Source organism: Alteribacillus persepolensis, assembly GCF_900099605.1.
In the GTDB taxonomy this organism is placed as follows: domain Bacteria; phylum Bacillota; class Bacilli; order Bacillales; family Marinococcaceae; genus Alteribacillus; species Alteribacillus persepolensis.
The window spans coordinates 15,926-37,740 of sequence record NZ_FNDK01000015.1; the positions used below are offsets into that span (position 1 = coordinate 15,926).

The 21,815-nt window shown below is 40.8% G+C and carries 20 protein-coding genes and 1 tRNA gene; 12 read left to right on the top strand and 9 right to left on the bottom strand.

Features of this window, described 5'->3' with window-relative positions:
* The first annotated feature begins 12 nt into the window (after nucleotides 1–12).
* From BLT18_RS11780 to BLT18_RS11810, 6 genes are all read left to right on the top strand, one after another.
* Entirely contained in the window at nucleotides 13–2,118 is a 2,106-nt protein-coding gene (locus BLT18_RS11780) for a BglG family transcription antiterminator (RefSeq protein ID WP_139184733.1), read from the top strand.
* 15 nt (nucleotides 2,119–2,133) lie between these two features.
* Nucleotides 2,134–2,571, top strand: a complete 438-nt coding sequence (locus BLT18_RS11785; RefSeq protein WP_091274226.1) for a PTS sugar transporter subunit IIA — start codon at nucleotides 2,134–2,136, stop codon at nucleotides 2,569–2,571.
* A complete protein-coding gene (locus tag BLT18_RS11790; protein ID WP_091274227.1) occupies nucleotides 2,572–3,702 on the top strand; it encodes a mannitol-1-phosphate 5-dehydrogenase in 1,131 nt (376 codons plus the stop codon).
* A 309-nt stretch (nucleotides 3,703–4,011) separates the two neighbouring features.
* The gene (locus BLT18_RS11800) at nucleotides 4,012–5,223 is read left to right on the top strand and encodes an NAD(P)-dependent malic enzyme (RefSeq protein WP_091274232.1); all 1,212 of its coding nucleotides are present in this window, start codon (nucleotides 4,012–4,014) and stop codon (nucleotides 5,221–5,223) included.
* A 162-nt stretch (nucleotides 5,224–5,385) separates the two neighbouring features.
* A tRNA-Arg gene (locus tag BLT18_RS11805) sits at nucleotides 5,386–5,460 on the top strand.
* Between the two features lie 111 nt (nucleotides 5,461–5,571).
* Complete coding sequence (locus BLT18_RS11810; RefSeq protein ID WP_091274234.1) at nucleotides 5,572–5,937, top strand: S-layer homology domain-containing protein; 366 nt, start codon at nucleotides 5,572–5,574, stop codon at nucleotides 5,935–5,937.
* On the opposite strand, the gene BLT18_RS11815 is transcribed toward BLT18_RS11810, so the two are convergent.
* The 3 genes from BLT18_RS11815 to BLT18_RS11830 all read right to left on the bottom strand — a co-directional run bounded on the left by BLT18_RS11815 (nucleotide 5,928) and on the right by BLT18_RS11830 (nucleotide 8,288).
* Nucleotides 5,928–6,365 carry a cell wall hydrolase gene (locus BLT18_RS11815; RefSeq protein ID WP_091274238.1) on the bottom strand — a complete coding sequence of 146 codons (438 nt, stop codon included), beginning with the start codon at nucleotides 6,363–6,365 and terminating at the stop codon, nucleotides 5,928–5,930. The two genes, BLT18_RS11810 and BLT18_RS11815, sit on opposite strands and share 10 nt — an antisense overlap.
* Before the next feature lie 688 nt (nucleotides 6,366–7,053).
* The gene (locus BLT18_RS11825) at nucleotides 7,054–7,830 is read right to left on the bottom strand and encodes an enoyl-CoA hydratase-related protein (protein WP_091274250.1); all 777 of its coding nucleotides are present in this window, start codon (nucleotides 7,828–7,830) and stop codon (nucleotides 7,054–7,056) included.
* Nucleotides 7,830–8,288 carry a PaaI family thioesterase gene (locus BLT18_RS11830; protein ID WP_245705257.1) on the bottom strand — a complete coding sequence of 153 codons (459 nt, stop codon included), beginning with the start codon at nucleotides 8,286–8,288 and terminating at the stop codon, nucleotides 7,830–7,832. Before BLT18_RS11830 ends, BLT18_RS11825 begins: the two co-directional genes overlap by 1 nt.
* Nucleotides 8,289–8,674: 386 nt before the next feature.
* Here BLT18_RS11830 and BLT18_RS11835 point away from each other — a divergent pair, with 386 nt between their 5' ends.
* Together BLT18_RS11835 and BLT18_RS11840 are read left to right on the top strand one after the other, a co-directional pair.
* A complete protein-coding gene (locus tag BLT18_RS11835; RefSeq protein ID WP_091274252.1) occupies nucleotides 8,675–11,416 on the top strand; it encodes a penicillin acylase family protein in 2,742 nt (913 codons plus the stop codon).
* A 35-nt stretch (nucleotides 11,417–11,451) separates the two neighbouring features.
* Nucleotides 11,452–11,856 carry a thioesterase family protein gene (locus BLT18_RS11840; protein ID WP_091274255.1) on the top strand — a complete coding sequence of 135 codons (405 nt, stop codon included), beginning with the start codon at nucleotides 11,452–11,454 and terminating at the stop codon, nucleotides 11,854–11,856.
* Nucleotides 11,857–12,055: 199 nt separating this feature from the next.
* Here BLT18_RS11840 and BLT18_RS11845 read toward each other — a convergent pair whose 3' ends face one another.
* The 4 genes from BLT18_RS11845 to BLT18_RS11860 all read right to left on the bottom strand — a co-directional run bounded on the left by BLT18_RS11845 (nucleotide 12,056) and on the right by BLT18_RS11860 (nucleotide 16,146).
* Nucleotides 12,056–13,432: a SulP family inorganic anion transporter gene (locus BLT18_RS11845; RefSeq protein WP_091274256.1), complete on the bottom strand. Its 1,377-nt coding sequence runs from the start codon at nucleotides 13,430–13,432 to the stop codon at nucleotides 12,056–12,058.
* Between the two features lie 90 nt (nucleotides 13,433–13,522).
* Complete coding sequence (locus BLT18_RS11850; protein ID WP_091274259.1) at nucleotides 13,523–14,518, bottom strand: NAD(P)/FAD-dependent oxidoreductase; 996 nt, start codon at nucleotides 14,516–14,518, stop codon at nucleotides 13,523–13,525.
* 18 nt (nucleotides 14,519–14,536) lie between these two features.
* Complete coding sequence (locus BLT18_RS11855; protein ID WP_091274263.1) at nucleotides 14,537–14,785, bottom strand: ferredoxin; 249 nt, start codon at nucleotides 14,783–14,785, stop codon at nucleotides 14,537–14,539.
* 416 nt (nucleotides 14,786–15,201) lie between these two features.
* Entirely contained in the window at nucleotides 15,202–16,146 is a 945-nt protein-coding gene (locus BLT18_RS11860; RefSeq protein ID WP_091274265.1) for an NAD(P)H-dependent flavin oxidoreductase, read from the bottom strand.
* Nucleotides 16,147–16,215: 69 nt separating this feature from the next.
* Between BLT18_RS11860 and BLT18_RS11865 the strand changes: the two genes are divergently transcribed.
* Complete coding sequence (locus BLT18_RS11865; RefSeq protein ID WP_091274267.1) at nucleotides 16,216–16,746, top strand: gamma carbonic anhydrase family protein; 531 nt, start codon at nucleotides 16,216–16,218, stop codon at nucleotides 16,744–16,746.
* A 91-nt stretch (nucleotides 16,747–16,837) separates the two neighbouring features.
* On the opposite strand, the gene paaX is transcribed toward BLT18_RS11865, so the two are convergent.
* Both paaX and paaK read right to left on the bottom strand, forming a co-directional pair.
* Entirely contained in the window at nucleotides 16,838–17,746 is a 909-nt protein-coding gene (gene paaX, locus BLT18_RS11870; RefSeq protein ID WP_091274268.1) for a phenylacetic acid degradation operon negative regulatory protein PaaX, read from the bottom strand.
* Nucleotides 17,747–18,028: 282 nt separating this feature from the next.
* On the bottom strand, nucleotides 18,029–19,369 hold the full coding sequence (gene paaK, locus BLT18_RS11875) for a phenylacetate--CoA ligase PaaK (protein ID WP_091274270.1): 1,341 nt from the start codon (nucleotides 19,367–19,369) through the stop codon (nucleotides 18,029–18,031).
* Nucleotides 19,370–19,620: 251 nt separating this feature from the next.
* Between paaK and paaA the strand changes: the two genes are divergently transcribed.
* The 3 genes from paaA to paaC are packed head-to-tail and all read left to right on the top strand — an operon-like array spanning nucleotide 19,621 to nucleotide 21,808.
* Nucleotides 19,621–20,607, top strand: coding sequence for a 1,2-phenylacetyl-CoA epoxidase subunit PaaA (paaA, locus tag BLT18_RS11880; protein WP_091274273.1), 987 nt, complete (start codon nucleotides 19,621–19,623; stop codon nucleotides 20,605–20,607).
* Nucleotides 20,608–20,633: 26 nt separating this feature from the next.
* Nucleotides 20,634–20,996, top strand: a complete 363-nt coding sequence (gene paaB, locus BLT18_RS11885) for a 1,2-phenylacetyl-CoA epoxidase subunit PaaB (RefSeq protein WP_091274275.1) — start codon at nucleotides 20,634–20,636, stop codon at nucleotides 20,994–20,996.
* Nucleotides 20,993–21,808 carry a 1,2-phenylacetyl-CoA epoxidase subunit PaaC gene (paaC, locus tag BLT18_RS11890; RefSeq protein WP_091274277.1) on the top strand — a complete coding sequence of 272 codons (816 nt, stop codon included), beginning with the start codon at nucleotides 20,993–20,995 and terminating at the stop codon, nucleotides 21,806–21,808. The genes paaB and paaC overlap by 4 nt, the downstream gene beginning before the upstream one ends.
* The last annotated feature ends 7 nt before the right edge of the window (nucleotides 21,809–21,815 follow it).

The following is a 21,815-nucleotide window of genomic DNA, read 5'->3' on the forward strand; positions in this document are numbered from 1 at the left end:
AGGGGGGAAGTGTTGTCTGATTACTATGTTACCGCAAGAGAACGCGCGTTACTTCACACGTTGTTAGAAAAAGAAAATCCTGTACCTGTTTCTAAAATAGCCAAAGAGCTGCAAGTGAGCACGAGAACGATACATCGGGACGTACAAGGAATGGAAAAGTTACTTGGTGCTTATCATTTAGAGTTAGTGAAGAAAACAGGGAAAGGCATGTGGATTGCCGGCGCCACAGAAGATAAACAGGATTTACGCCTGGCATTGCTGCAGACACATGCTCCAGAGTACACCGAAGAAGAACGGCGTACGCTGATTTTATCGGCTCTTTTGGAAGCAGAAGAGCCAGTGAAATTAAACACTCTTTCTCATGAATTGAAAGTATCAGCAGCAACGGTGAGTTATGACTTAGATAAAATAGAGGAATGGCTGCAAGGCTTTGGCTTGGAGTTGGTCAGAAGGCGCGGATACGGGGTGAAAATTTCAGGAGCGGAAGCATCGAAACGCAATGCTATGAGCGGTTTAATCGCAGAAAACCTAGAAGAAACTGATTTGTTTGAAGCGATGCAGCAACGTATAAAAAAGCGCTCCGTCCAAACAGATACATCGCCTATTTCTAATCGACTGTTAGGCCTTGTGGAAAAAGAAAAATGGGTGACTGTCGAACAAATACTTCATGAAATGAAAGACACACTTCCTTACTCTTTTGCAGATAGTGCTTATATTGGACTGGTTGTCCACGTGACTCTGGCTGTCGAACGATTACAGAAGGGAGAAAACATTGAAATTAATCAAGAACATCTCCATTCTTTGAAGAACACAAAAGAATTTGAAGCAGCTAATCAGTTAATTCAACGTTTGGAACGTGTTTTTCAGCTGGATATACCAGAAGCAGAAATTGGATATATTACGATGCATCTTAGAGGGGCGAAGCTGCGGCAAGAACCCGAGCAGAACTGGGATTTGGACCACTTGCCTGCAGCTGCCTGTGCTAAGGCATTGATGTCTTTTGTTCAACACGAAACAGGGAAGCCGCTGGTACAAGATCACTCCCTCTATCAAGGGCTGACATCCCATTTAGAACCTGCTCTTTTTCGATTAAAGGAAAACATGAAAATTCACAATCCCTTACTGGACGATATAAAAAGAGATTATCCAGAACTATTTTCTATTGTCAAAAAGGCGGCCGGCTATACATTGCCGGAAATGACGCTGCCGGAAGCGGAAATAGGATACCTCGTCTTACATTTTGGTTCAGCCTTGGAACAGCTGCGAGATAAACAAAAAGCCCGCGCACTTGTCGTCTGTTCTAGTGGCATTGGTTCATCTAAGATGCTGACGACACGGCTGAAAAAAGAAGTTCCAGAAATTGAACAAATGAAAAATATGTCTGTACTAGAATTAGAAAATATAGATGAAAGCAATTATGACCTTGTCATATCAACCGTAGATATTACACATGAACAGCTGCCTTCTATTACCGTGAATCCATTTTTAACGAAAGAAGATGCAGCTCGTGTTAAATCATTAATTCATCAACTCGAACTAAAAAAACATATTCCCTACGAACAAGATATACAGGCTGGAAATGAAACCCGAAGCGCAGAACGAGATATTGAATCCATTCAGCTGTATAGTTGGACGATGATACGGCTGCTGCAGCAATTTGACGTATATCGTCCCGCCTTTGTTCAAGATGTGTATAGTGCGTTAGAAGAAGTTTGTCACAATTTGAAAGAGCGCCAGTTGATTACATCAGCTGGCAAGACAGCTCAAGCATTATGGGAACGTCATAAAGCAGGCGGCATGGCAATCCCCAACACACGTTTGGCGTTATTTCATACGAGAGGCACTTTTGTCAGTGCCCCGTGCTTTGTTATACAAGTACTGCCTCAATCCGTATATTTACCATCCATGGATGGCACACTGACAGAGGTAAAGCATCTGCTGCTTTTACTAGCGCCAGATAATGAAGAGGTAGAGGTTTATGAAGTATTAAGTGCTGTGAGTGAACAAATTATACAAACGGATCAATCGATTCAAACGTTTGCTTCTGGAGATAAACAGCGTATCCAGTCATTCATGGCTCAATCATTTAGAGAGCGTTTAAAAGAAAAGATAACATAGATAGGAGTGAGTAGAATGGAAAAGTCAATACTCAATGAAAGCAATGTAGAAATGAATGTCGCATTGAATAACAAAGAAGAAGCAATTCGAAAAACAGGTGACATTTTGGCTGGACAAGGTTACGTAGAACCAGCGTATGTAGATGCTATGCTAGAACGCGAAGAAGTAACGTCTACCTACATGGGAAATTATGTGGCAATTCCGCATGGAACCGAAGAAGCGAAAGAGCAAATCAAAGCATCCGGCCTCTCCATCGTCCACGCTCCAGAAGGTGTAGATTTTGGAGATGGAAACATCGTAAAAATACTGATTGGAATTGCAGGAAAAGACAATGAACACTTAGATATTTTATCAAAAATCGCGATTGTTTGTTCCGAAGAAGAAAACATTGAAAAAATGATTCAAGCTAATTCAAAGCAAGAGCTGCTTGCGTTGTTTGAAGAGGTGGTTTAAATGCTTGCACTGCAAATTGGTGCTGGCAACATCGGACGAGGGTTTATCGGCCAAGTATTACATGAGGCCGGGTATACCGTGTGCTTTGCTGATATTAATGATACGTTGATTGAACAATTGCAAGCACAAAAGAGCTACAAGGTCGAGCTTGCTGGAAATGAAACACAAACCATCAATGTAACAAACATCGAAGCAGTCCATAATGAGAAACAAGAAGAAGCATTATTAGAGAAAATTGCACAAGCCGATTTGATTACAACCGCTGTGGGTCCAAATGTGTTAAGAGCTATTGCGCCTATTCTTGCTGAAGGCTTAAAAAGGCGGTTAAAGCAAGGGGAAGACATTGTTAATGTGATTGCATGCGAAAACATGGTCGGTGCAACCGAACAATTAAGACATTATGTGTGGGAGCATTTATCGTCAGAAGAAAAAGCGCAAGCGCAACAATTTATTGGCTTTCCTAATGCAGCTGTTGACCGCATCGTTCCGGCTCAACCGGGAGATGACGATTTAACAGTGAAGGTCGAAGCATTTTTTGAATGGGTGGTTGACCAAACAGAAATAAAAGGGGAGCTTCCCCCCGTCCCGGCTATTACGTACGTAGATGAGCTTATGCCATATGTAGAAAGAAAGCTGTTTACCGTCAATACAGGACATGCAGCACTTGCTTATAATGGATTTGTGCAAGGAACGGCGACTATTAAAGAAGCAATAGAAAATGACAATGTGAGACAAGCATATGAAGCGGTTATCGCCGAAACAGGAGAGCTGCTCGTGCAAAAATACGGTTTTACGAAAGAAGATATGCAGACATATCACCGAAAGATCTCCTCAAGGTTTCAGAACCCTCACATTTCCGACAGCGTAGAACGAGTCGGCAGAGGACCGATTCGAAAAGTCCACCGCAGTGATCGTCTCGTAAAGCCAGCAGTTGAGTTAAACGAGCGAAATATACAACCAAAAGCGATTGCTGCAACGATTGCTCGGCTGCTAGAGTTTGATCCAGAAAATGATCAGGAAGCGAACAAGCTTCAAGAAGACATTCAAGCGATGGGTAAACGAGATGCCTTTATTAAGTATTCGGAACTAGAGAACAGTCATCCGCTTGTCGATTTGGTGATGGTGCAATGAAAAACCAGCTTGCCTGCATTGGCAAGTTGGTTTTTTGCATTGGCAGAAAAGGAGAGATTCATGCCCTTCCAAGTGCCCGGCTGTACACGGTGTATATACGTCCTGTGTATGTTGTGAACATAGCAGAAGTTCCCTCCCCTTCGTTGATAATTTGCACAGACATTGTCACATCAAAAATGCATGCGTCATTTGACTAGATGAAATTATTTTCTAAAAAAATACATGCAAACTCTCCCTTCGTTGTGTTAGAATAATTTCTAAGATTTAAAAAACAGAAAATTTAGACAAAACAGTGGAGGGAAATCTTATATGACAATGAGAGAGAAAGCATTAGAAATGCATAAACAAAACCCCGGCAAAATCGGGACACATTCGACGATTACGGTGGAGAGCCAGGAAGATTTGGGCCTTGCGTATTCCCCCGGGGTAGCAGAACCTTGTAAAGACATTGAGGAAGATATTAATACGGTCTATGACTACACGAGCAAAGGAAATTTAGTAGCGGTTGTCAGTAATGGTTCAGCTGTTTTAGGGTTAGGCAATATTGGACCGGAAGCATCCTTGCCAGTGATGGAAGGAAAGGCACTGCTGTTTAAAGAATTCGCAGAGATTGATGCATTTCCGCTCAGCATTAATAACAAAGAAGTAGACCGTTTTATTGAAACAGTGAAAGCATTAGAACCAACGTTTGGCGGTATTAATTTAGAGGATATTAAAGCACCAGACTGCTTTGTCATTGAAGATGCTTTGCGGGAAGCTCTTAACATTCCTGTGTTCCATGACGACCAGCACGGAACAGCGATTGTGACATTGGCTGGACTCATAAATGCCATGAAACTCGTTGATAAGACCATACAAGAAAGCAAGATTGTGATTAATGGAGCTGGAGCTGCCGGCGTTGCTGTAACTAAATTATTGTTGTCTTTAGGCGTGAAAGACGTTATTCTGTGTGACTCAAAAGGTGCTATTTATGAAGGACGAACAGAGCGGATGAATGATATCAAACAGGAACTCTCACATGTGACAAATCGTCATCAGGAAAAAGGAACACTAGAAGACGTAATGAAAGAATCCGATGTTGTCATTGGCGTCTCTGCACCTGACAGTATTACCGAAGAAATGATTCATTCGATGAACCCAGACCCAATTATTTTTGCAATGGCAAATCCGATTCCGGAAATTATGCCGGAAAAAGCAAAACAAGCTGGCGTACACGTGATTGGTACCGGGCGCTCTGATTTCCCGAACCAAGTCAACAATGTGCTTGCGTTCCCAGGAGTGTTCCGCGGCGCGTTAGATGTTCGAGCCAGTGAAATCAATGAAGATATGAAAATCGCTGCAGCCAATGCGATTGCAAATCTTATTCCAGAAGACGACCTGGAGCCAGATTATGTCATCCCGAATCCACTCGATAAACGAGTGGTGCAGGCCGTTTCAAGTGCTGTTGCACAAGCAGCCAAAGACAGCGGAGCAGCCAAACTGCATTCAACAAACGAAGCAGTAAAAGCTCCAAACATTTAATAAATAAAAAAGACACAGCAGTGATATTTTCTGCTGTGTCCCCTTTTTTTACACTGTGAGGAGAAAAGCTGCATATGTTGCAGCAAAGCAGCTGCTGGCACTTGAAGGTTTTTTATTTGAAGAAAAAAATTGTTGGTGATAAAATACAGGTGTCTCTCAATAGCCCTAGTAGCTCAGTGGAAGAGCAACAGCCTCCTAAGCTGTAGGTCACAGGTTCGAATCCTGTCTAGGGCGCCAATTTTTAAAATACATAATCCCAAAATCGGGGCAGGATGTCATTTCCTGCCCTTTTTTTATTGAAAAACTCAGTGAAATGAGATGCAGCGAAACGATTGACATCCATAATACATGGCAAACATCACAGGAGCTGGTGTTACAACCGGATATGCTGAAGATAATATCTTTAGACCAAGCAATAACGCAAAGCGTGCACAATTCTCTGTATTGTCAGCAAGAGTACTTGATTCAGACCAGTTTGGTAATGATAGTGTGGCTTATCGAGCCGTAAACTTTGATGTTTATTTTATTGATTTGGACAAGGAGGTAGCATATTACTGGAACCTAACGGCGGTGGCGGAAGCATTCTTGTTGATAACGGTGAAAAGGAGCAGGAGAAAAATTTATGCGGTACCTAGAAAGCAAGGAATTGAAGAATTAGAATGGATAGTTGCCGCTTATCCTGAATGTGTGGGGGGTATTTGTTATTATCTATAAGCACTTTCGCACGTGTTAGCTTCTGGTTCATAATAACAATGTTGTTTATATTGTCCTGCAAATGGTTGACCGAACCATGTAGGAGGACATTCACCATATGGATTATAATACCAAAGAGAATACTTCGCAGGGTGTTGTCTCCAATACTTTATAACTTTTCGTGCTAACCTTCTCTCGGCTTCTCTTGCTGGTCTGTAAAATAAACTGCCTTTTTGTACTGCTTCAAAAGAGTAATTTCCACCTTGAACTTGAAAAATGACATCTCGTATAGATCTTACATCCTCAAAATCTAAACAATCCGCTGTTGTTCGGTTTACAATGACATTCCCAACCATAAGCATCCCTTGTTGACCTTCACCCACGGCTTCTGCTCTCATCATCCTTGCGATTAAATTAACGTCATTTGCGTTATATGCTACTCTTGCCACGATAATCACCTCTAAAAGAATTGTATGAAAAAGTCTTTGAAGAATGAAAGCTTTTCGTCATTTTTATTCGATTGGGCATGTACCACTTTCAAAAGATTCATGTCCACGTTAAAGGAACGGGGGCTTTACTTTACATACAAACATTTTTTGGTAATGATATGGAATCGGTTTATAAGAGCTTCATTTCGCTGTCATAACAAAGAAAGGCGCAAGTGCCTTAAAGAAGGAGGTTCGGCTACGGTAAAGGAACTTCGGTAAGGTTCTTCTGTAAGGTTCTTCTACTAAGAACGCACACGTCCTGTGTGCAACGTAGAAGTCACCACATCCTGTGGAAGCACGTCCTGTGTTGGGCGTTGAAGTCACCACATCCTGTGGAAGCACGTTCTGTGTTGGGCGTTGAACCGACCCACGTCGTGTGCGCCTGAGCGAGCAGGCGCTTGTGCTGGACAATGAAAATGCCAAACTTTTATGTTTTCCTGTCTGTTAAAAAAAGACTAATTTGACTCGCAGTCAAATTAGTCTTAAATATTAAGCCATATCCCCTGTCGTTCATCCCATTCTTTTACTTGTTTGTGCGGTTGCCTCTTCTAAAGCAAAGCCGCTTCCCATAATTTTTTCAGCGGAAGGGCGGAGTGTAAATCTGCTCTTTTTATTTTGGGACAGAAATGCGCCAGGTTTTTTTGCTTTTTTATTTCCCTTTAAAATTTGGAGCCCGTTTTTCTCTAAAAGCTTCAAGTGCTTCCACACGATCTTCTGTTGGAATAATCACTTCATAAGCTTTCGATTCTATTGCCATTCCTGTATGAATGTCGACATTGCTGCCTTGCTGAATGGCGTGTTTTGCCTGGATTACAGCTAAAGGTCCATTTTGCATTATTTCATCTGCCAGCTCGTGAGCGGTTTCCATTAATTTTTCTTGGGGAACGGCTTGATTAATAATGCCAATTTTCTCGGATTCCAATGCATCAATACGACGGGCTGTTAGAATAAGTTCTTTTGCTTTAGACGGTCCAATTAACTGTGTTAAACGCTGGGTGCCGCCAGCACCGGGAATGATGGCCATGCTCACTTCAGGAAGACCGAGTTTGGCTGTTTCTTTTGCTATACGAAAATCACAAGCAAGTGCCAATTCAAATCCTCCACCAAGCGCATATCCATTGACTACAGCAATTGTAGGCTGTGGCAGTTCTTCGATAAGCGCAAAGACGTCACGAATTTTATTAACGTTTCGACGTACCTCTTTTTCTCCGAGTGTCCGGCGTTCTTTTAAATCAGCACCCGCACTGAACGCTTTTTCTCCGGCACCCGTAATAATGACTGCACGAACTTCTCGGTCAAGCTGAATCGATTTTACTTGTTCTTCAAGCTGCAGAAGTGTGTCGTAATCGAAACAATTTAATTGGTCGGGCCGGTTAATAGTAATCGTTGCTAGATGACCGTTTTGCTCAAGTAACACTTTACTCATTATGTACCCTCCTCATCGATGGGGACAAAATAATCACTTTTGCGATACGCAGTCGCTTCCATTGTCGCTATTAATTCCCCATCGCTTTCAATGTTTATTTTATACCAGCCAATTTTGTGATTTTTCTTTTCTTCATGCGCAGTTGCCCGTAAGCGAGAGTTTTTTTTGCCGGCTGCCATAAAGTTTACGGTGGTGGACAGTCCAACAGCTGTTTGCCCATAAGAGTTGCACGCAGCGGCAAAAACATAATCCGCAATGGCGAATGTTATCGCTCCATGTACTGTTCCGTGCGAGTTAATCATGTTATCGGTAATATCTAATTCTGCCACCGCAGTACCTTCTCCGATATCTATCAATTCAATGCCTAAAAATTGGGCATAAGGTTCTTTTTCCATCACATTGATGATTTCCTCTTTATACTGCTGGTGTACGGTTATTTCATCAACATTTGACTTCAATACGTCCCCCTCCTCATTAAATAAGCTAGCATACCATGCGTACCTCTTAACATTAAATATAACAGAAATTATAATGCCGTTTCAATATTGTGATAATTAAAATTGCAAATAAAAATTTTAATATGCTTTTCTGTAGCTTTTTATGTTTGTTAAAAATAATAAAACAACTTAAATATAATATCACGTAATATACATGTCATACAATTTTAGGACATATTAATTGTATGAAAATTTTAAAGTGTTTGTTATAATGTAACCGTTTCCACAATTTTCAAAAGAAAGGGAGGTGAAAATACGTTTTGTCAAACGGCAGGAAAGTATAAAAAGCTTGGCGCTTTTTTCGATGTCTCAAAGAAAACATAAACAGATGAAAGAGGGGAGTTTCAATGAAGAAAAGAAAATCTTTATTATCATTTGTAATGAGCGTACTCTTTATTTTGACTGCAGTAATCCCCCACAGTGGACAAGCAGTCTCGGCTTCAGATTCTAGCGTAACGATTCATCGAGATGAGTACGGTGTTCCGCATATCTATGCCAATTCCATCGATGACATGTATCAAGCATACGGTTATGTGATGGCACAAGACCGTTTGTTCCAACTTGAAATGTTTAAAAGGGCAAATGAAGGAACGGCTTCTGCTGTCTTTGGGGAAGAATACTTAACGCACGACGAGAAAATGCGCCGTGATGGCTATAGTAATGAAGAAATTCAGCAGATGATTGAAGATATGGATTCTTTCGCAAGAGAAGTGTTAGAAAATTTTGCGAAAGGGATTGATACGTACGTACAAGAAGCTTTGGAAGACCCGGAAGAAAAATTATCAAAAGAATTCAGCAAGTATAACATGCAGCCGGAACGCTGGAGCGGTGTCGATGTACTTCGTTTGTATATGGCATCAATGACGGTGTTTATGGATCAAGAACAAGAACTTCAAAATGCTCAATTTTTGCAAGAATTAACGGATGAATTTGGTGAAGAAGAAGGCAAAGCCATTTTTAATGACGTTATTTGGTTGAACGATTCTGCATCTCCAACGACTTCTGATTCTGAAGCGTCTTCGGGGAGTGGAACACCGTTTGGGCAATACACGAATAATAATGCCGGCGAAGAGGCAGGAGAAGCGGTAACAACAGCGCGAGATCGATTTAGCCAAACAACAAAGGAATTGGGTGTTCCGCTGAAAGTAGGGAGTAACGCTGTAGTTGTTGGTTCCTCTCAATCAGCGTCTGAAAATCCGATAATGTTTGGAGGCCCGCAAGTTGGATTTAGTGCACCAGGATTTATTTATGAAGTCGGTCTGCACGGTCCAGAATTTGATATTCAAGGATCCAGCTTTATAGGATACCCGTTTATTATGTTTGGAACAACAGAAGAAATGTCATTTGGGGCAACAGCTGGATACGGTGACGTCGTAGATATTTTTGAAGAGACATTAAATCCGGATAACCCAAATGAGTATTTGCATAACGGGGAGTGGAAAGAGTTTGAAAAGCAAACAGAAACTTTTGAAATAAAACAAGAAGATGGCACCATAGAAACAGTTCAAAGGGATTATTATTACAGTGTACATGGGCCGGTTATTTGGAAAGATGAAGAAAGCGGCACAGCTTACACAAAAAGTTGGTCATTTCGGGGAACAGAAGCTGACAGCTGGGCAGCATATCTCAACATGAACTGGGCAGAAGACGTGGATGAATTCCATGAAGCGGCAAAAGATTATACGATGTCGCTTAACTGGTTCTATGCCGATAACGATGATAATATTGGGTACTTTCATACCGGGAAAATCCCTGTTCGAGATGAACGGATTGATTGGAGATTACCGACCCCTGGAACCGGTGAATACGACTGGAAAGGATTTCGCAGTCCAGAGGATAATCCTTCTGAAATCAACCCGGAGCGCGGTTATATTGCAAACTGGAACAATAAGCCTGCCCCCAATTGGAATGCAAATGAAAGAAACAGCAGATGGGGTGTTGATAACAGAGTTCATAAATTTATAGACGGTATAGAAGAGCGAGAGTCCTTAACAGTAAAAGATATAAACGATATAAACTATGAGGCGAGTTTTGCTAACTTGGATGAAAAATGGTTTAAGCCGTTTCTATTAAATGTACTTTCTCAAAAAACGGATGACCCGGTATATGAAGATATTCATGAAGAGCTTAAAGCATGGAATGGCTTAAAAGAAGACAAAAATAACGATGGTTATTACGATAAACCAGTGGCTAATTTGGTTTTAGATGCTTGGGTGAACCAACTAGAAGAGCGTATTTTAAAGGATGATCTGCAAGACTTACAAGAATACGCTGGGGAAAGCAGTTCCAGCCTATTGATTCGAATTCTGCAAGAAGAGCAGGCAGCCTTAAAAACAGAATATAATTGGCTGAATGGACAGTCTGTAGAAGAGATTGCTGCAGAAAGCTTAGAAGAAGCAGTCACAGAGCTGCAAGAAGAGCATGGTGAATCTATCACAGATTGGGAAATGCCGATTGAAACGATGACGTTTGGTGCTGAGTCACTGGTAGGTGTTCCGCATGGTCTTGGTGATCAAGAAGAAATTATTAGTATGAACCGAGGCAGTGAAAATCATTTTGTGGAGATGACGCAAGAAGGGCCAAGCGGTCAAAATGTGACACCTCCGGGACAAATAGGTTTTATTAATCAAAATGGTGAGTACTCTCAGCATTATCGCGATCAAATCGATCTGTTTAAGAGTTTTGAATATAAGCCGATGCATTTTTATCAAGAAGATGTACAGGAACATGCTGTGGAAACAGTCGAGTTAACATTTGATCACTCAACTGTCACTGATGTGATTGAACAAAAAACGGGTACTGTGGAAGTGCCGGGTTATATTGTAGGGAACGTCAAAAATAAACATACGTTTGCACTCGAACCTGCGTTTTATAATAATGATAATTTGTTAATTGCTGATTCTCCCTTTGAAACTGATCCATCGAATATGCTGCTTGTTTCATTGAAAGCACAAGATAAACATGCATTTGGACTGAAAATAAACCCAGATTATGTTGGTCAGAAGATAAATGTTGCAGGTGAACTTCACAACGATAAGCACGGCTTTGTTCAATTAAAACATCCAGAAAACATTCATATAGTAGAATAGATGAAAGAACAGTAAACAAAGAGGTGTGAAAGGATATGAAGCCCGGTTTAGAGGAAGGTAAAACGATGACGATGACGTTCACAGTGACAGAGGATATGTTTGCTGCATTTGAAGGAGAGTTGATTCATCCGACATACTCCACCGTATCTATGGTATATCACATGGAGCTTATTTCTAGGAAACTGATTCTTCCCTGCTTGGAGTCAGAGGAGGAAGCAATGGGAGCTTCTGTCAGTGTAGAGCATTCTGCTCCATCACCGCTGGGTACCACGGTAACGGTAAAAGCAACTCTTGCCAAGATACGGCCGCGTTCTGTTACGACACACGTTGTTTTAGAAAACGAACGTGAAACCATTGGCGAAGGGGAAGTGAAACAAGCGGTTTTACCGAAAGTATATATTGATGAACGACTGCATGCAGAAGATACATCAAAAAGTTAAAATGCCGCTTTTCATTAAACATCAAGCCAGCTGTGCTGTTTTCATACAAACACAGCTGGCTTTTGTTTACACTGATCGGAAAAATATCAAATTTCAGCATGGATGAATCATGGAGAATGCTGCGGCAGGAGAATTAGTAGAAAGATGAAAAAAGCTGTCCTGAGAAGATATAGCGACTTCCCGGACAGCTTTGAATGTATTATCCTGTTTTCTCTGTTATTTCGATATCATCCTTTTCTTGTTCAGGGGAATGATCTTGCTCTTCTCTTTTTCCGATAAGAACCAAGCATAATACAATACCGATTCCCATGCCCCAAGCAGGCCCTTGAAAAGCAGTCAGCATTCCAATAATGAGTACGACACCGCGAGCCGTATTATTACTGACCATTGACATAGCAACATATGCGCATGCGAACCCTGTCAGCAGCAAAGTAACCGACAATGCAACAGGAAACAGCGGCATGATGAGACCGATAACAGGCAGCAATAAACCTAAAGGGATAGCCATTAAGTAAAAGTTAAAAGGACCTGTGAAAATACTTTCCATAACATGTCTGCCCTTTTTATAACGTTCAAGTAAGAATACTTGTACGCCTGTCCAAATGGGGCCGTGCACCCAGAGAAGGGGTCCTGCCGTTAGAAGTTGTGCTACATTTCGTAAGGCGAGAGTATAGTGGCTGCGGGTAGAATTAATATCAATCGTCTCATCTTCTCTTGCATGATTAGCTTCTTTGAGTAAAGTATTTGCCACTAGTAAATCACCAAATGCCAGCACATAAATCATTAAACTAATTGGAATCGCAGCCATGAATATGTCCCATGACGGCAGTCCAACAGACCACAAGGATAAGGAAGCTACTGTTTCTCCAATTGGAGGGACGAAAAATCCCCAGGATATATCAAAGCTGACTTCACCACTTATTAAACCTGCTACAGCACCGCCGGCTAACGCCACAAGTAAAGCATTAGCAGTTGCTGAGAGTTTCACTTTATTATTGGGAAGCTTTGAAAATGGAATGGAAAACATAAGAATTAACACAATAATCCAAGCGGTTATAAGTGAAAATGGCATTTCAGGGAGTCTGTCTAGTTCCGATTGGAAGGCTGCGATAGCTGCCCCCATAATAACACCGGCTTTTAGTGAATTTGGAACAAGTCGGTTAAATTTTTCTCCTAATTTTGTTATGCCAAAGAAGAAGAAAAGAAAAGCGACAATCAGCGTAACAGCAATCATAGCCTGAATTGCTTCTGTCCCTGGTGTAAACGCATTCATAAAAACGATTGTTAAAGGAAGCCCTGATGTGATAGCTCCGGCAGCATAGACATCGCCGAATAAAAAAGTTTGGGCAAGTACCCAGAATAACATCACCAAACTTACTGTCCAGGCAATCTCAAATGATACATCAAAATACTGCATCATAAGTGGAGTAACAGAGCCGCAAGTGGCAAGCAGAAGAAAGCCGCCTTGAATGTGTTGGCTGGGCGTAAGATTAATATGGGCACCGGGCAGTCTTAGTGTAAACGGTCCCCACTTAATCCCAGGTTGAATGCCGCCGTACGGCCTTTGTCTTTGCATAAAATAAAAAACCTCCTTTTAATTGGTAATATTTTGAATATTTATAGAGAGGAAAAAAAGCGTGAACTTCTTTTCCTTTGGTAGTTTGTTTTAGGACTTGGCAAATAGTGTGGTGCTGTGACCTGGATGCAGTTTAGCAGAAGGATCAATAAACGATTTTGCATGGTTGACCGCTGTAGGGGCTTCTCCAAAACCGGTAGCAATCAACTTCACTTTGCCGTCATACGTACATACATCACCCGCTGCATATATTCCTGGTATATTGGTTTCCATCTTGGAATTCACTTCAATTGCGTTCTTGTTAATATCAAGTCCCCACGTCTTTAGTGGACCGAGAGAAGTAACGAACCCAAAATTGACAATCATGTCATCAACATCTAGCAGATGAGTAGAGTCACCTTTTATTTCTTGAATTAAAATTTGTTCAATCTTGTCCTCGCCGATGATTTTGCCCACTTCATACGGTGTTTTTATGTCTACTGATGATTCTTTTAACAGTTCTAAGCTATGTTCGTGCGCACGAAAAGAAGAGCGGCGGTGAATGAGTGTGACTTCCTTTGCAATCGGTTCTAACGCAAGGGACCAGTCAACAGCCGAATCTCCTCCGCCGCAAACAAGAACCCGGCGGTCTTTAAATGACTCAAGATCCTTAACAAAATAATGCAAGGATTGTTCTTCAAAGTGGTCAGCTCGATCAACCTTTAACTTTCTTGGTTGAAAGGCACCAGCTCCTGCTGTAATAATGATGCTTCGTGAGTAATGAGTACCAGCAGGAGTAGTTAATTCAAACGTGCCATCTTCTAAGCGCACAACATTTTCTACGGATTCGTTCAAACAAATCTCTGGAGAAAATGCTTGTGCTTGTTCGTGAAGCTGATCAACTAGTTCTTGTGCTTTGATTTTTGGAAAACCTGCGACATCATAAATATATTTATCGGGGTATAAAGCGGACAGTTGTCCGCCAACCTCCGGCATGCTGTCAATCAGCTTGACAGAAGCTTGTCTCATCCCTGCATAGAACGCGGTGAAAAGCCCTACAGGACCGGCACCGATAATCGTTATATCTACCAAGTTTTCTTTGGCCATTTTTTCATCACTCCCCGTTCACTCAAATTTCAAAGGGTCTCCATCAAATGCTTCTTCTGCTCGTTTGATAGAGTCTGTCGGACAACCTTCCATTGCATCTTCTAAATCATCTAATAAATCTTCATCAACTGGCGTATTGCCTTGATTGTCATCTCCAATATAAAAAGAAAGCCCCTCATCATCATAATCAAAGATTTCAGGAGCGGATGCACCACAAGCTCCGCACGCAATACACGTATCTTGGTCTACAATAGTATACACTGCCATAAATTACCCTCCTGTATATGACGTTAATCAAACGAAATATTTATTTTTGTTATAAAAAGGATATCAAATATTCGGCATATGTCAATATGAAAACGCAATCATTTTTGTTTTTTTACCATTAGAAAACTTAGCTCGCCGATAAATTCTTATGGCGGAAGCCGTAGTTTTACTTACGTTAATTCTTTAATAAAGTTAAACATTCCCAAAGTATAAAAAGGAGGAGCTGTGTCATCATCCTCTACACTGAAAAGCTGTGGACGCCGTCCAGAATGAGAGAATATGACGGAAGGTTTATAGACCAAAAGAGGGCTGTCACAAAGTCATTTTTTATGACTTTGTGACAGCCCTCAACAAGTTTGTTGAAAATAAACAATGGATGCAATATTTGTTTTGTATACGGATAAATGCTGTACAGTCTAACGTAATGGGAGACTGTGAAACGCACCTTCAGCCTCATCTATCATTCGGCGGAACAACGCAGAAACGGTTGGTAAATCATTAATTAAACTAGAAATTTGACCTGCATTTACGTGTCCTTCTGCTAACTTTCCTTCTATGGCTCCTTTAATGTGGTGTGTTTCATCTGTTTTTTGGAAATATTCTTCGGAAGGCATTTCATTTTTTTCCCATTCAAGCAGTTTCTCTGCGTAAGGAGTTTTTAGCAGCCGTCTCATCTTTTTGTATGGCCTTCCAGTAATAACGGTACCACCTGCGTCACTTTCACATATTGCTTGTTTGTACGATTGATGAACCTTTGCATCTTTTGTAGCGATTAAACGGGTTCCAAGCTGAACACCCTGTGCACCTAAGCTCATAGCAGCGAGCAACCCGCGTCCGTCACCAATGCCGCCTGCTGCTACGACAGGAATGTGAACCCTAGAAGCAATTTGAGGTATAAGGGTAAACGTTGTTAGTTCCTCATTTGCATTGATACCAGCTGCTTCATATCCTTCTGCGATAATAACATCTGCCCCGGCTTTTTCCGCTTTTAATGCTTGATAAGGGTTCGATACGACACACATGACGATGATGTTTTCTTTTGTCAGATTTTCTATATAAGGAGCTGGATTGCCGGCTGACAACGTAACGACCGGGACACGGTGCTCTACGGCCATAGATAAAATCTTTCTTGCATCAGGGTTTACTGACAGCGGTACATTAACAGAAAATGGTTTATCTGTTTGTGACGCAACATCTTTTAGTATTTGCTCAAATGTTTCAGGAGCAAAAGTACCAGCGCCGATGGTTCCAAGCCCTCCTGCTTCTGAAACTGCTGCGGTAAGTTCTGCATGACTTACATTTCCCATCCCCCCTTGTAAAAGGGGGTATTCAATATCGAGTAGTTCGGTTAAATCGTTCATAAAAAAACACCACCGTTAAAAATATGTTATATTTAAAAGTATAACACGATAGGAAAAGGAGAGGAATGAATGATTTATCGTTACAAAAATCACTCACCAAAAGTAGATGAATCGGTTTACGTAGCGGACGGTGCTAAAGTGATTGGAGATGTCGAGATTGGGTCTGAATCTAGTATTTGGTTTAACGTAGTTCTGCGCGGAGATGAATCACCCATCAAAATTGGTAACCGGTGTAATATACAAGATAATACGGTGTGCCATTTGTATGATCAGTATCCGCTTATTTTAGAAGATGAAGTGTCGATTGGACATAGTGCTATCGTCCACGGCTGTAAGCTGAAAAAAGGTGTATTAGTAGGAATGGGGGCCACTGTTTTAGATGGAGCAGAAATAGGAGAATATTCTATTATTGGTGCAAACGCTTTGGTACCATCTGGTAAGGTTATACCTCCTCGTTCATTAGTGCTTGGTTCACCGGGAAAAGTGGTGCGTGAATTAACAGAAAAGGATTTATCGCTCATTGAAGAAACGATAGAGACGTATGTACAAAAAGGGAAAGAATTTCAAAATGCAGAGATATTAAAAAGGATTGATGAATAATCACGGGAGAAGGTGCTATTGGAAGATGATGCACCTTCTTTTTTTATCAGAAAAGAGAAACAGGTGCATCCCCCATCTTCCATAGGCTTTATTAAGAATGATTGTTTGATTGGGGGCTCATATAGGGGTGGTCAAGAAAATTATAGTGGTTATCTTTTTTTATTTCTTGATTGCCTTGCTCAAACACCGACTCAAAAAAACGGGTGGCGGGCTCTGCAAGTGTTTTATAATAATCAGCAAATAAGGCTGCTGCGGAGTCGCCAAGCCAGTCTTGAGGAAGTAATTCCTGCGGCAGGCCTGGATCAACAAATAGAAATTTACGATACTGGTGAACAAGCATCGTTCGTTCTACGAAACAGCTGCCGTCACTCATATCTCCTTTCTCAATTTTGTTTTTATCGATGATGTATTTTTGACTGTAATTTTGAATGAACTGAGAATACAGCTCGTTAATTTCATCCAGATCCCAGCATCTTTGTACTAAACTTTTATGGTCACTCATACCTTCATGTGATGCACGAAAATAATTAACGTAACCTTCAATGTCATATTTTTGAATTAAATTATGAATTTGTCCATCGAGAGGATTGGGAGTAATCCAGCAGCTGTTAGAAAGCAGTCCAAAGCCGCTCCATACCAGTTCTTTTCTTAATTCGTCACGTATATGGCGTTTTTCCTCGGGTATTGTGTAAACGAGAATGAGCCATTCACCATCCCACTTTGGTGATTCCAACTTATAAATACGCTCTGCTGCTTCATCCATACGGTCACGACCACGTTCTGTTAAATAATAGTAACTTTTATTTCCTTTCTTTTCCGATTGCAGCCATCCTTGTTTGCTCATCCGTGAAACGGCAGCACGGACAGACTGTTCATTGTGTCCAAACTCCTTCAGCAAACGAATTAAGCTTCCAATCCATATGACATTACCATAGTGGCGAATGTAATCTCCGTATAATGTGAAAATCATCGACCGAGTATTTAGCGTTTTCTTTTCCATAGTTTGTACCTTTCCTTTGCTTTCATTTTCCATATTATATCAAATAATTCATTTATATAAGACATAATCATTTGTTGAATATTTTACTATAAAATATAAAAACGTTATACCGTTTTGTTTAATAGAGGAAAGAAAATTCACTGCCTGTTTTAACGTGTTAGAAAAACTTGGTTTGTCGCCGAATTCTTAGGGCGAAAGCCATGGTTTTACTTATACTTTCATGTGAAACATCTTTAAAGGATAAAAAAACGAAGGACAGTACATCCTTCGTTCAATGCCTTATTAAGAAGATACCGATAGGGAATCTGAAGAGCGGCGGTCGACAATTCGCTTGGCTTTTCCTTCAGAACGAGGCAATTCTTCTGGTTGTTTTAAACATACCTCCATGGAAACAAGTGCTTCTGTTTTTAAAGTGCTTTGAATTTTCTTGATTAAATCCTTACATGTTGGGTTTTCAAAATTTTTCTCTGGCAGTGATTCAAAAAATGAATCAGATACCTCTACTTGCAGCTGTGCATGATCCATGACACCTTTTTTAGTTAGGTGAATCTGATAGTTCGTTCCGATTTCCTTCATTTGCATGATGCAGCGTTCGATTTCGGAAGGGAACACGTTAACACCGCGCAATATAATCATATCATCGATGCGTCCTTTAATACGGCTCATTTTTGTAGTCGTGCGCCCGCACTTACACGTTTCTCGAGTAATTGATGAAATATCTCCTGTACGGTAGCGTATGATTGGCAGTGCTTCTTTCGTTAAGCTAGTAAAGACAATTTCTCCGTCTTCTCCCTCTGGTACAGGTTTTAGTGTGTCTGGATCAATGACTTCAACATAAAAATGATCTTCGGCGATGTGAAGGCCGTCTTGGCATTCTTTACATTCCATGGCTACCCCAGGACCCATCACTTCACTAAGACCGTATATGTCCATAGCTTTTATATCAAACAATTCTTCAATGGTTGTTCTCATCTCTTCAGACCATGGTTCTGCTCCTAAAATGGCATACTCTACAGAGGTTTCTCTTGGATTTATCCCCATTTTTTTCATCGTTTCCCCGACATTTAAGATATACGAAGGTGTGCCGCATATAACGCGAGGTTTAAAGTCTTGAATGAGAGTGATTTGTCTCGATGTATTTCCTCCAGAAATAGGGACAGTTGCGCACCCTAATCTTTCCGCGCCTTGGTGGAGTCCGAGGCCGCCAGTAAATAATCCATACCCATATGCATTATGAAGCACGTCTCCTTTTCGTCCGCCTGCCATGTAAATGGCACGTGCTACAATGTCTGCCCAGTGATCGATATCATTTTGTGTGTATCCTACAACGGTCGGTTTTCCGCTAGTACCAGAAGAACCATGTAGTCTTACAATATCCTCCATCGGTGCAGCAAGTAAGTTGAACGGGTAATTTTCACGCAAATGATGCTTCTTTGTAAATGGAAGCCGGCTTACATCGTCCCAAGACTTTATATCCTCTGGAGTAATTCCCTGCTCTTCAAAAGCCTTTTTATAAAAAGGAACATGGGAATAAACACGATTAATCGTTTGTTTTAAGCGTTTCCATTGGAGGTCTCTCATTTGCGAACGATCTAGTGTTTCTTCTGACACATAAGCTGTCATTCAAATTCCCCTTTCATAATAAAAATGAAACGAAATTATTGAATTTTGTAATATGTTTAACACATTTAAAATACCTATTTTTGAAAACGCTGTCAATATCAAATGGTTTTATACTGATGAATTTAACACCTTTTAATCCTTGCATCCCAAGCAGTTGATCTAATTTAAAGAAAAATATAAAAGTTTATTATTGATATTTATATTACTTTTTTATATAATGACGTTAAGAAAACGTTATAAGGAGTGTTACGATGTATAATTTCGTAGAACACGGCGGAAAAGAAACATCTACTATAAATGAAGATCCTGTTAAATATGAACAGTTTATGAAACGCATTGAGGCGGGCGAAAAAATAGAAGCAGATGACTGGATGCCTGAAGAATATCGTCAAACACTCATTAAGCTTATTTCCATGCACGGTATAAGCGAAATAATGGGGGCGCTTCCAGAAAAAGAATGGACACCGAAAGCGCCTACATTAAAACGAAAACTTGGCATTATGGCTAAAGTTCAAGATGAAATGGGACATGGCCAGCTTCTGTTGCGAGTAGCAGAAGATTTAATCAAACCATATGGGAAACAAAGAGAAGATTTGATGAATGATTTACTAACTGGTGATTTAAAGTTTCATAATGTGTTTCATATGGAAACGCGTACATGGGCTGATGCAGGTGTCGTTGGCTGGCTAGTAGACGGAGCAGCTATCATTTCACAAACGAACATGTTGGATGCATCATATGGTCCTTATCAGCGCGCGCTGCAGCGGATTTGTGCAGAAGAAGTGTTTCACGCCCAGCACGGAGAAGCTATCATCATGGAGTTAGCCGAGGGAACAGAGCAACAAAGAAACATGCTGCAAGATGCGGTGAATCGCTGGTGGCCGGCTCTGTTAATGTTTTTTGGTCCTGATTCTGCGTCCACAACGGGCTCATCGAAACAAGAAGTAACTACTAAGTACAAAATTCGCAAAAGTTCAAATGAGGAATTGCGCCAGGCATTCCTTGATAAGTATTTACCGCGCGTGTTTTCTTTAGGGTTGACTATACCGGATGAAACTCTTCGTTACGACGAGGAAAAAGAATATTGGATTTACCAGCAACCTGATTGGAATGAATTTAAGAAAATTATCAGTAATAATGGACCTCGTTCAAAAGAACGCATCCGTCTAAGAGAAATTTCTTACGAGAAAAACCGCTGGGTACGACAAGCATTGGCTCCTGCCCCTGCTTACTCATAATGAAAAAGAGAGAGGAGAGAAAAACAATGGGAGAAAGGCAAGATGGATCTGCTTTTTATCAAGAATATGAAGTTTTTAGTAAAAAAAGTGATAAAGCTCCAGTTCAACATCAGTTCAGTTTGTTAGCTCCGAATGAAGAAATCGCTCTCAGCATGGCTCAGGAAAATTTTATGCGCCGTGAAAATGTCATAGATGTGTGGGTAGTACCTCGCAATCATATCCGGTCAATGACAAGCGAAGAACGCCAGCAATGGACAAAGCGTTTAAACAATAAAGACTACCGGACAACAAAAGGCTACGGTTATTTAAAAAGAAAATGGCGTGAAAAAGAACAAGATATGTTAGACGAAAAAGAAATATTATCTTGGAAAGAGGTGAAAAAGAAATGACTGTTATTAAAACAGCAGATGAAGCAAAACAAGATAGAGCTTACCTGCAATCATTAACAGAACTTTTATATCAGCTGGCGGATGACGACTTTATCATTTCTTTTCGTGGCTCAGAATGGCTGGGATTAGCACCGCACATCGAAGAAGATGTTTCTTTTTCTTCCATTACACAAAACACGATGGGGCATGCTGTCTTATACTATCAATTGCTAGAAGAACTTGGAGAAGGAGAAGCGGACATTTTGGCTCATGACCGTTCTTCTGAAAAACGCAGGAATGCTGTCTATTTAGAAAAGAAAAATGGTGAAGGAGATTATATTGAAGAGCCTTATTATGATTGGGCACTGACGGTTATCCGCCAATATCTCTATGAAACATTTAAAAAAGTAAAACTAGAAGCACTGTTGCAAAGTTCTTACGTACCACTTGCAGATACAGCTCAAAAGGTATTGATGGAACAAACATATCATCTTGCTCACTGGAAGACGTGGGTTCGTCAGCTGCAAGATTCTACCGACGAGGCCAAGTCGCGTTTGCAATTTCGGATAGAAGAAGCATGGGATGAGTTTTTGGACGTACTAGAACTTGGCCCCGAAGCTAAAGAGATGGAGAAACACCAGTTGATTGTCAGTGAAGAAGAATTGCAGCAACAATGGCTGGCAGATGTAAAAGATACGCTGACTTATATCCCGGACAAACCGTTGCAAAAAACGAACGGAAGCGGCAGAAATGGTGAACACACGGAGGATTTAACACAAGCATTAAATACGTTAAACGAAGTGTATGAAATGGATAAAAATGCAGTCTGGTAAGTCTTTG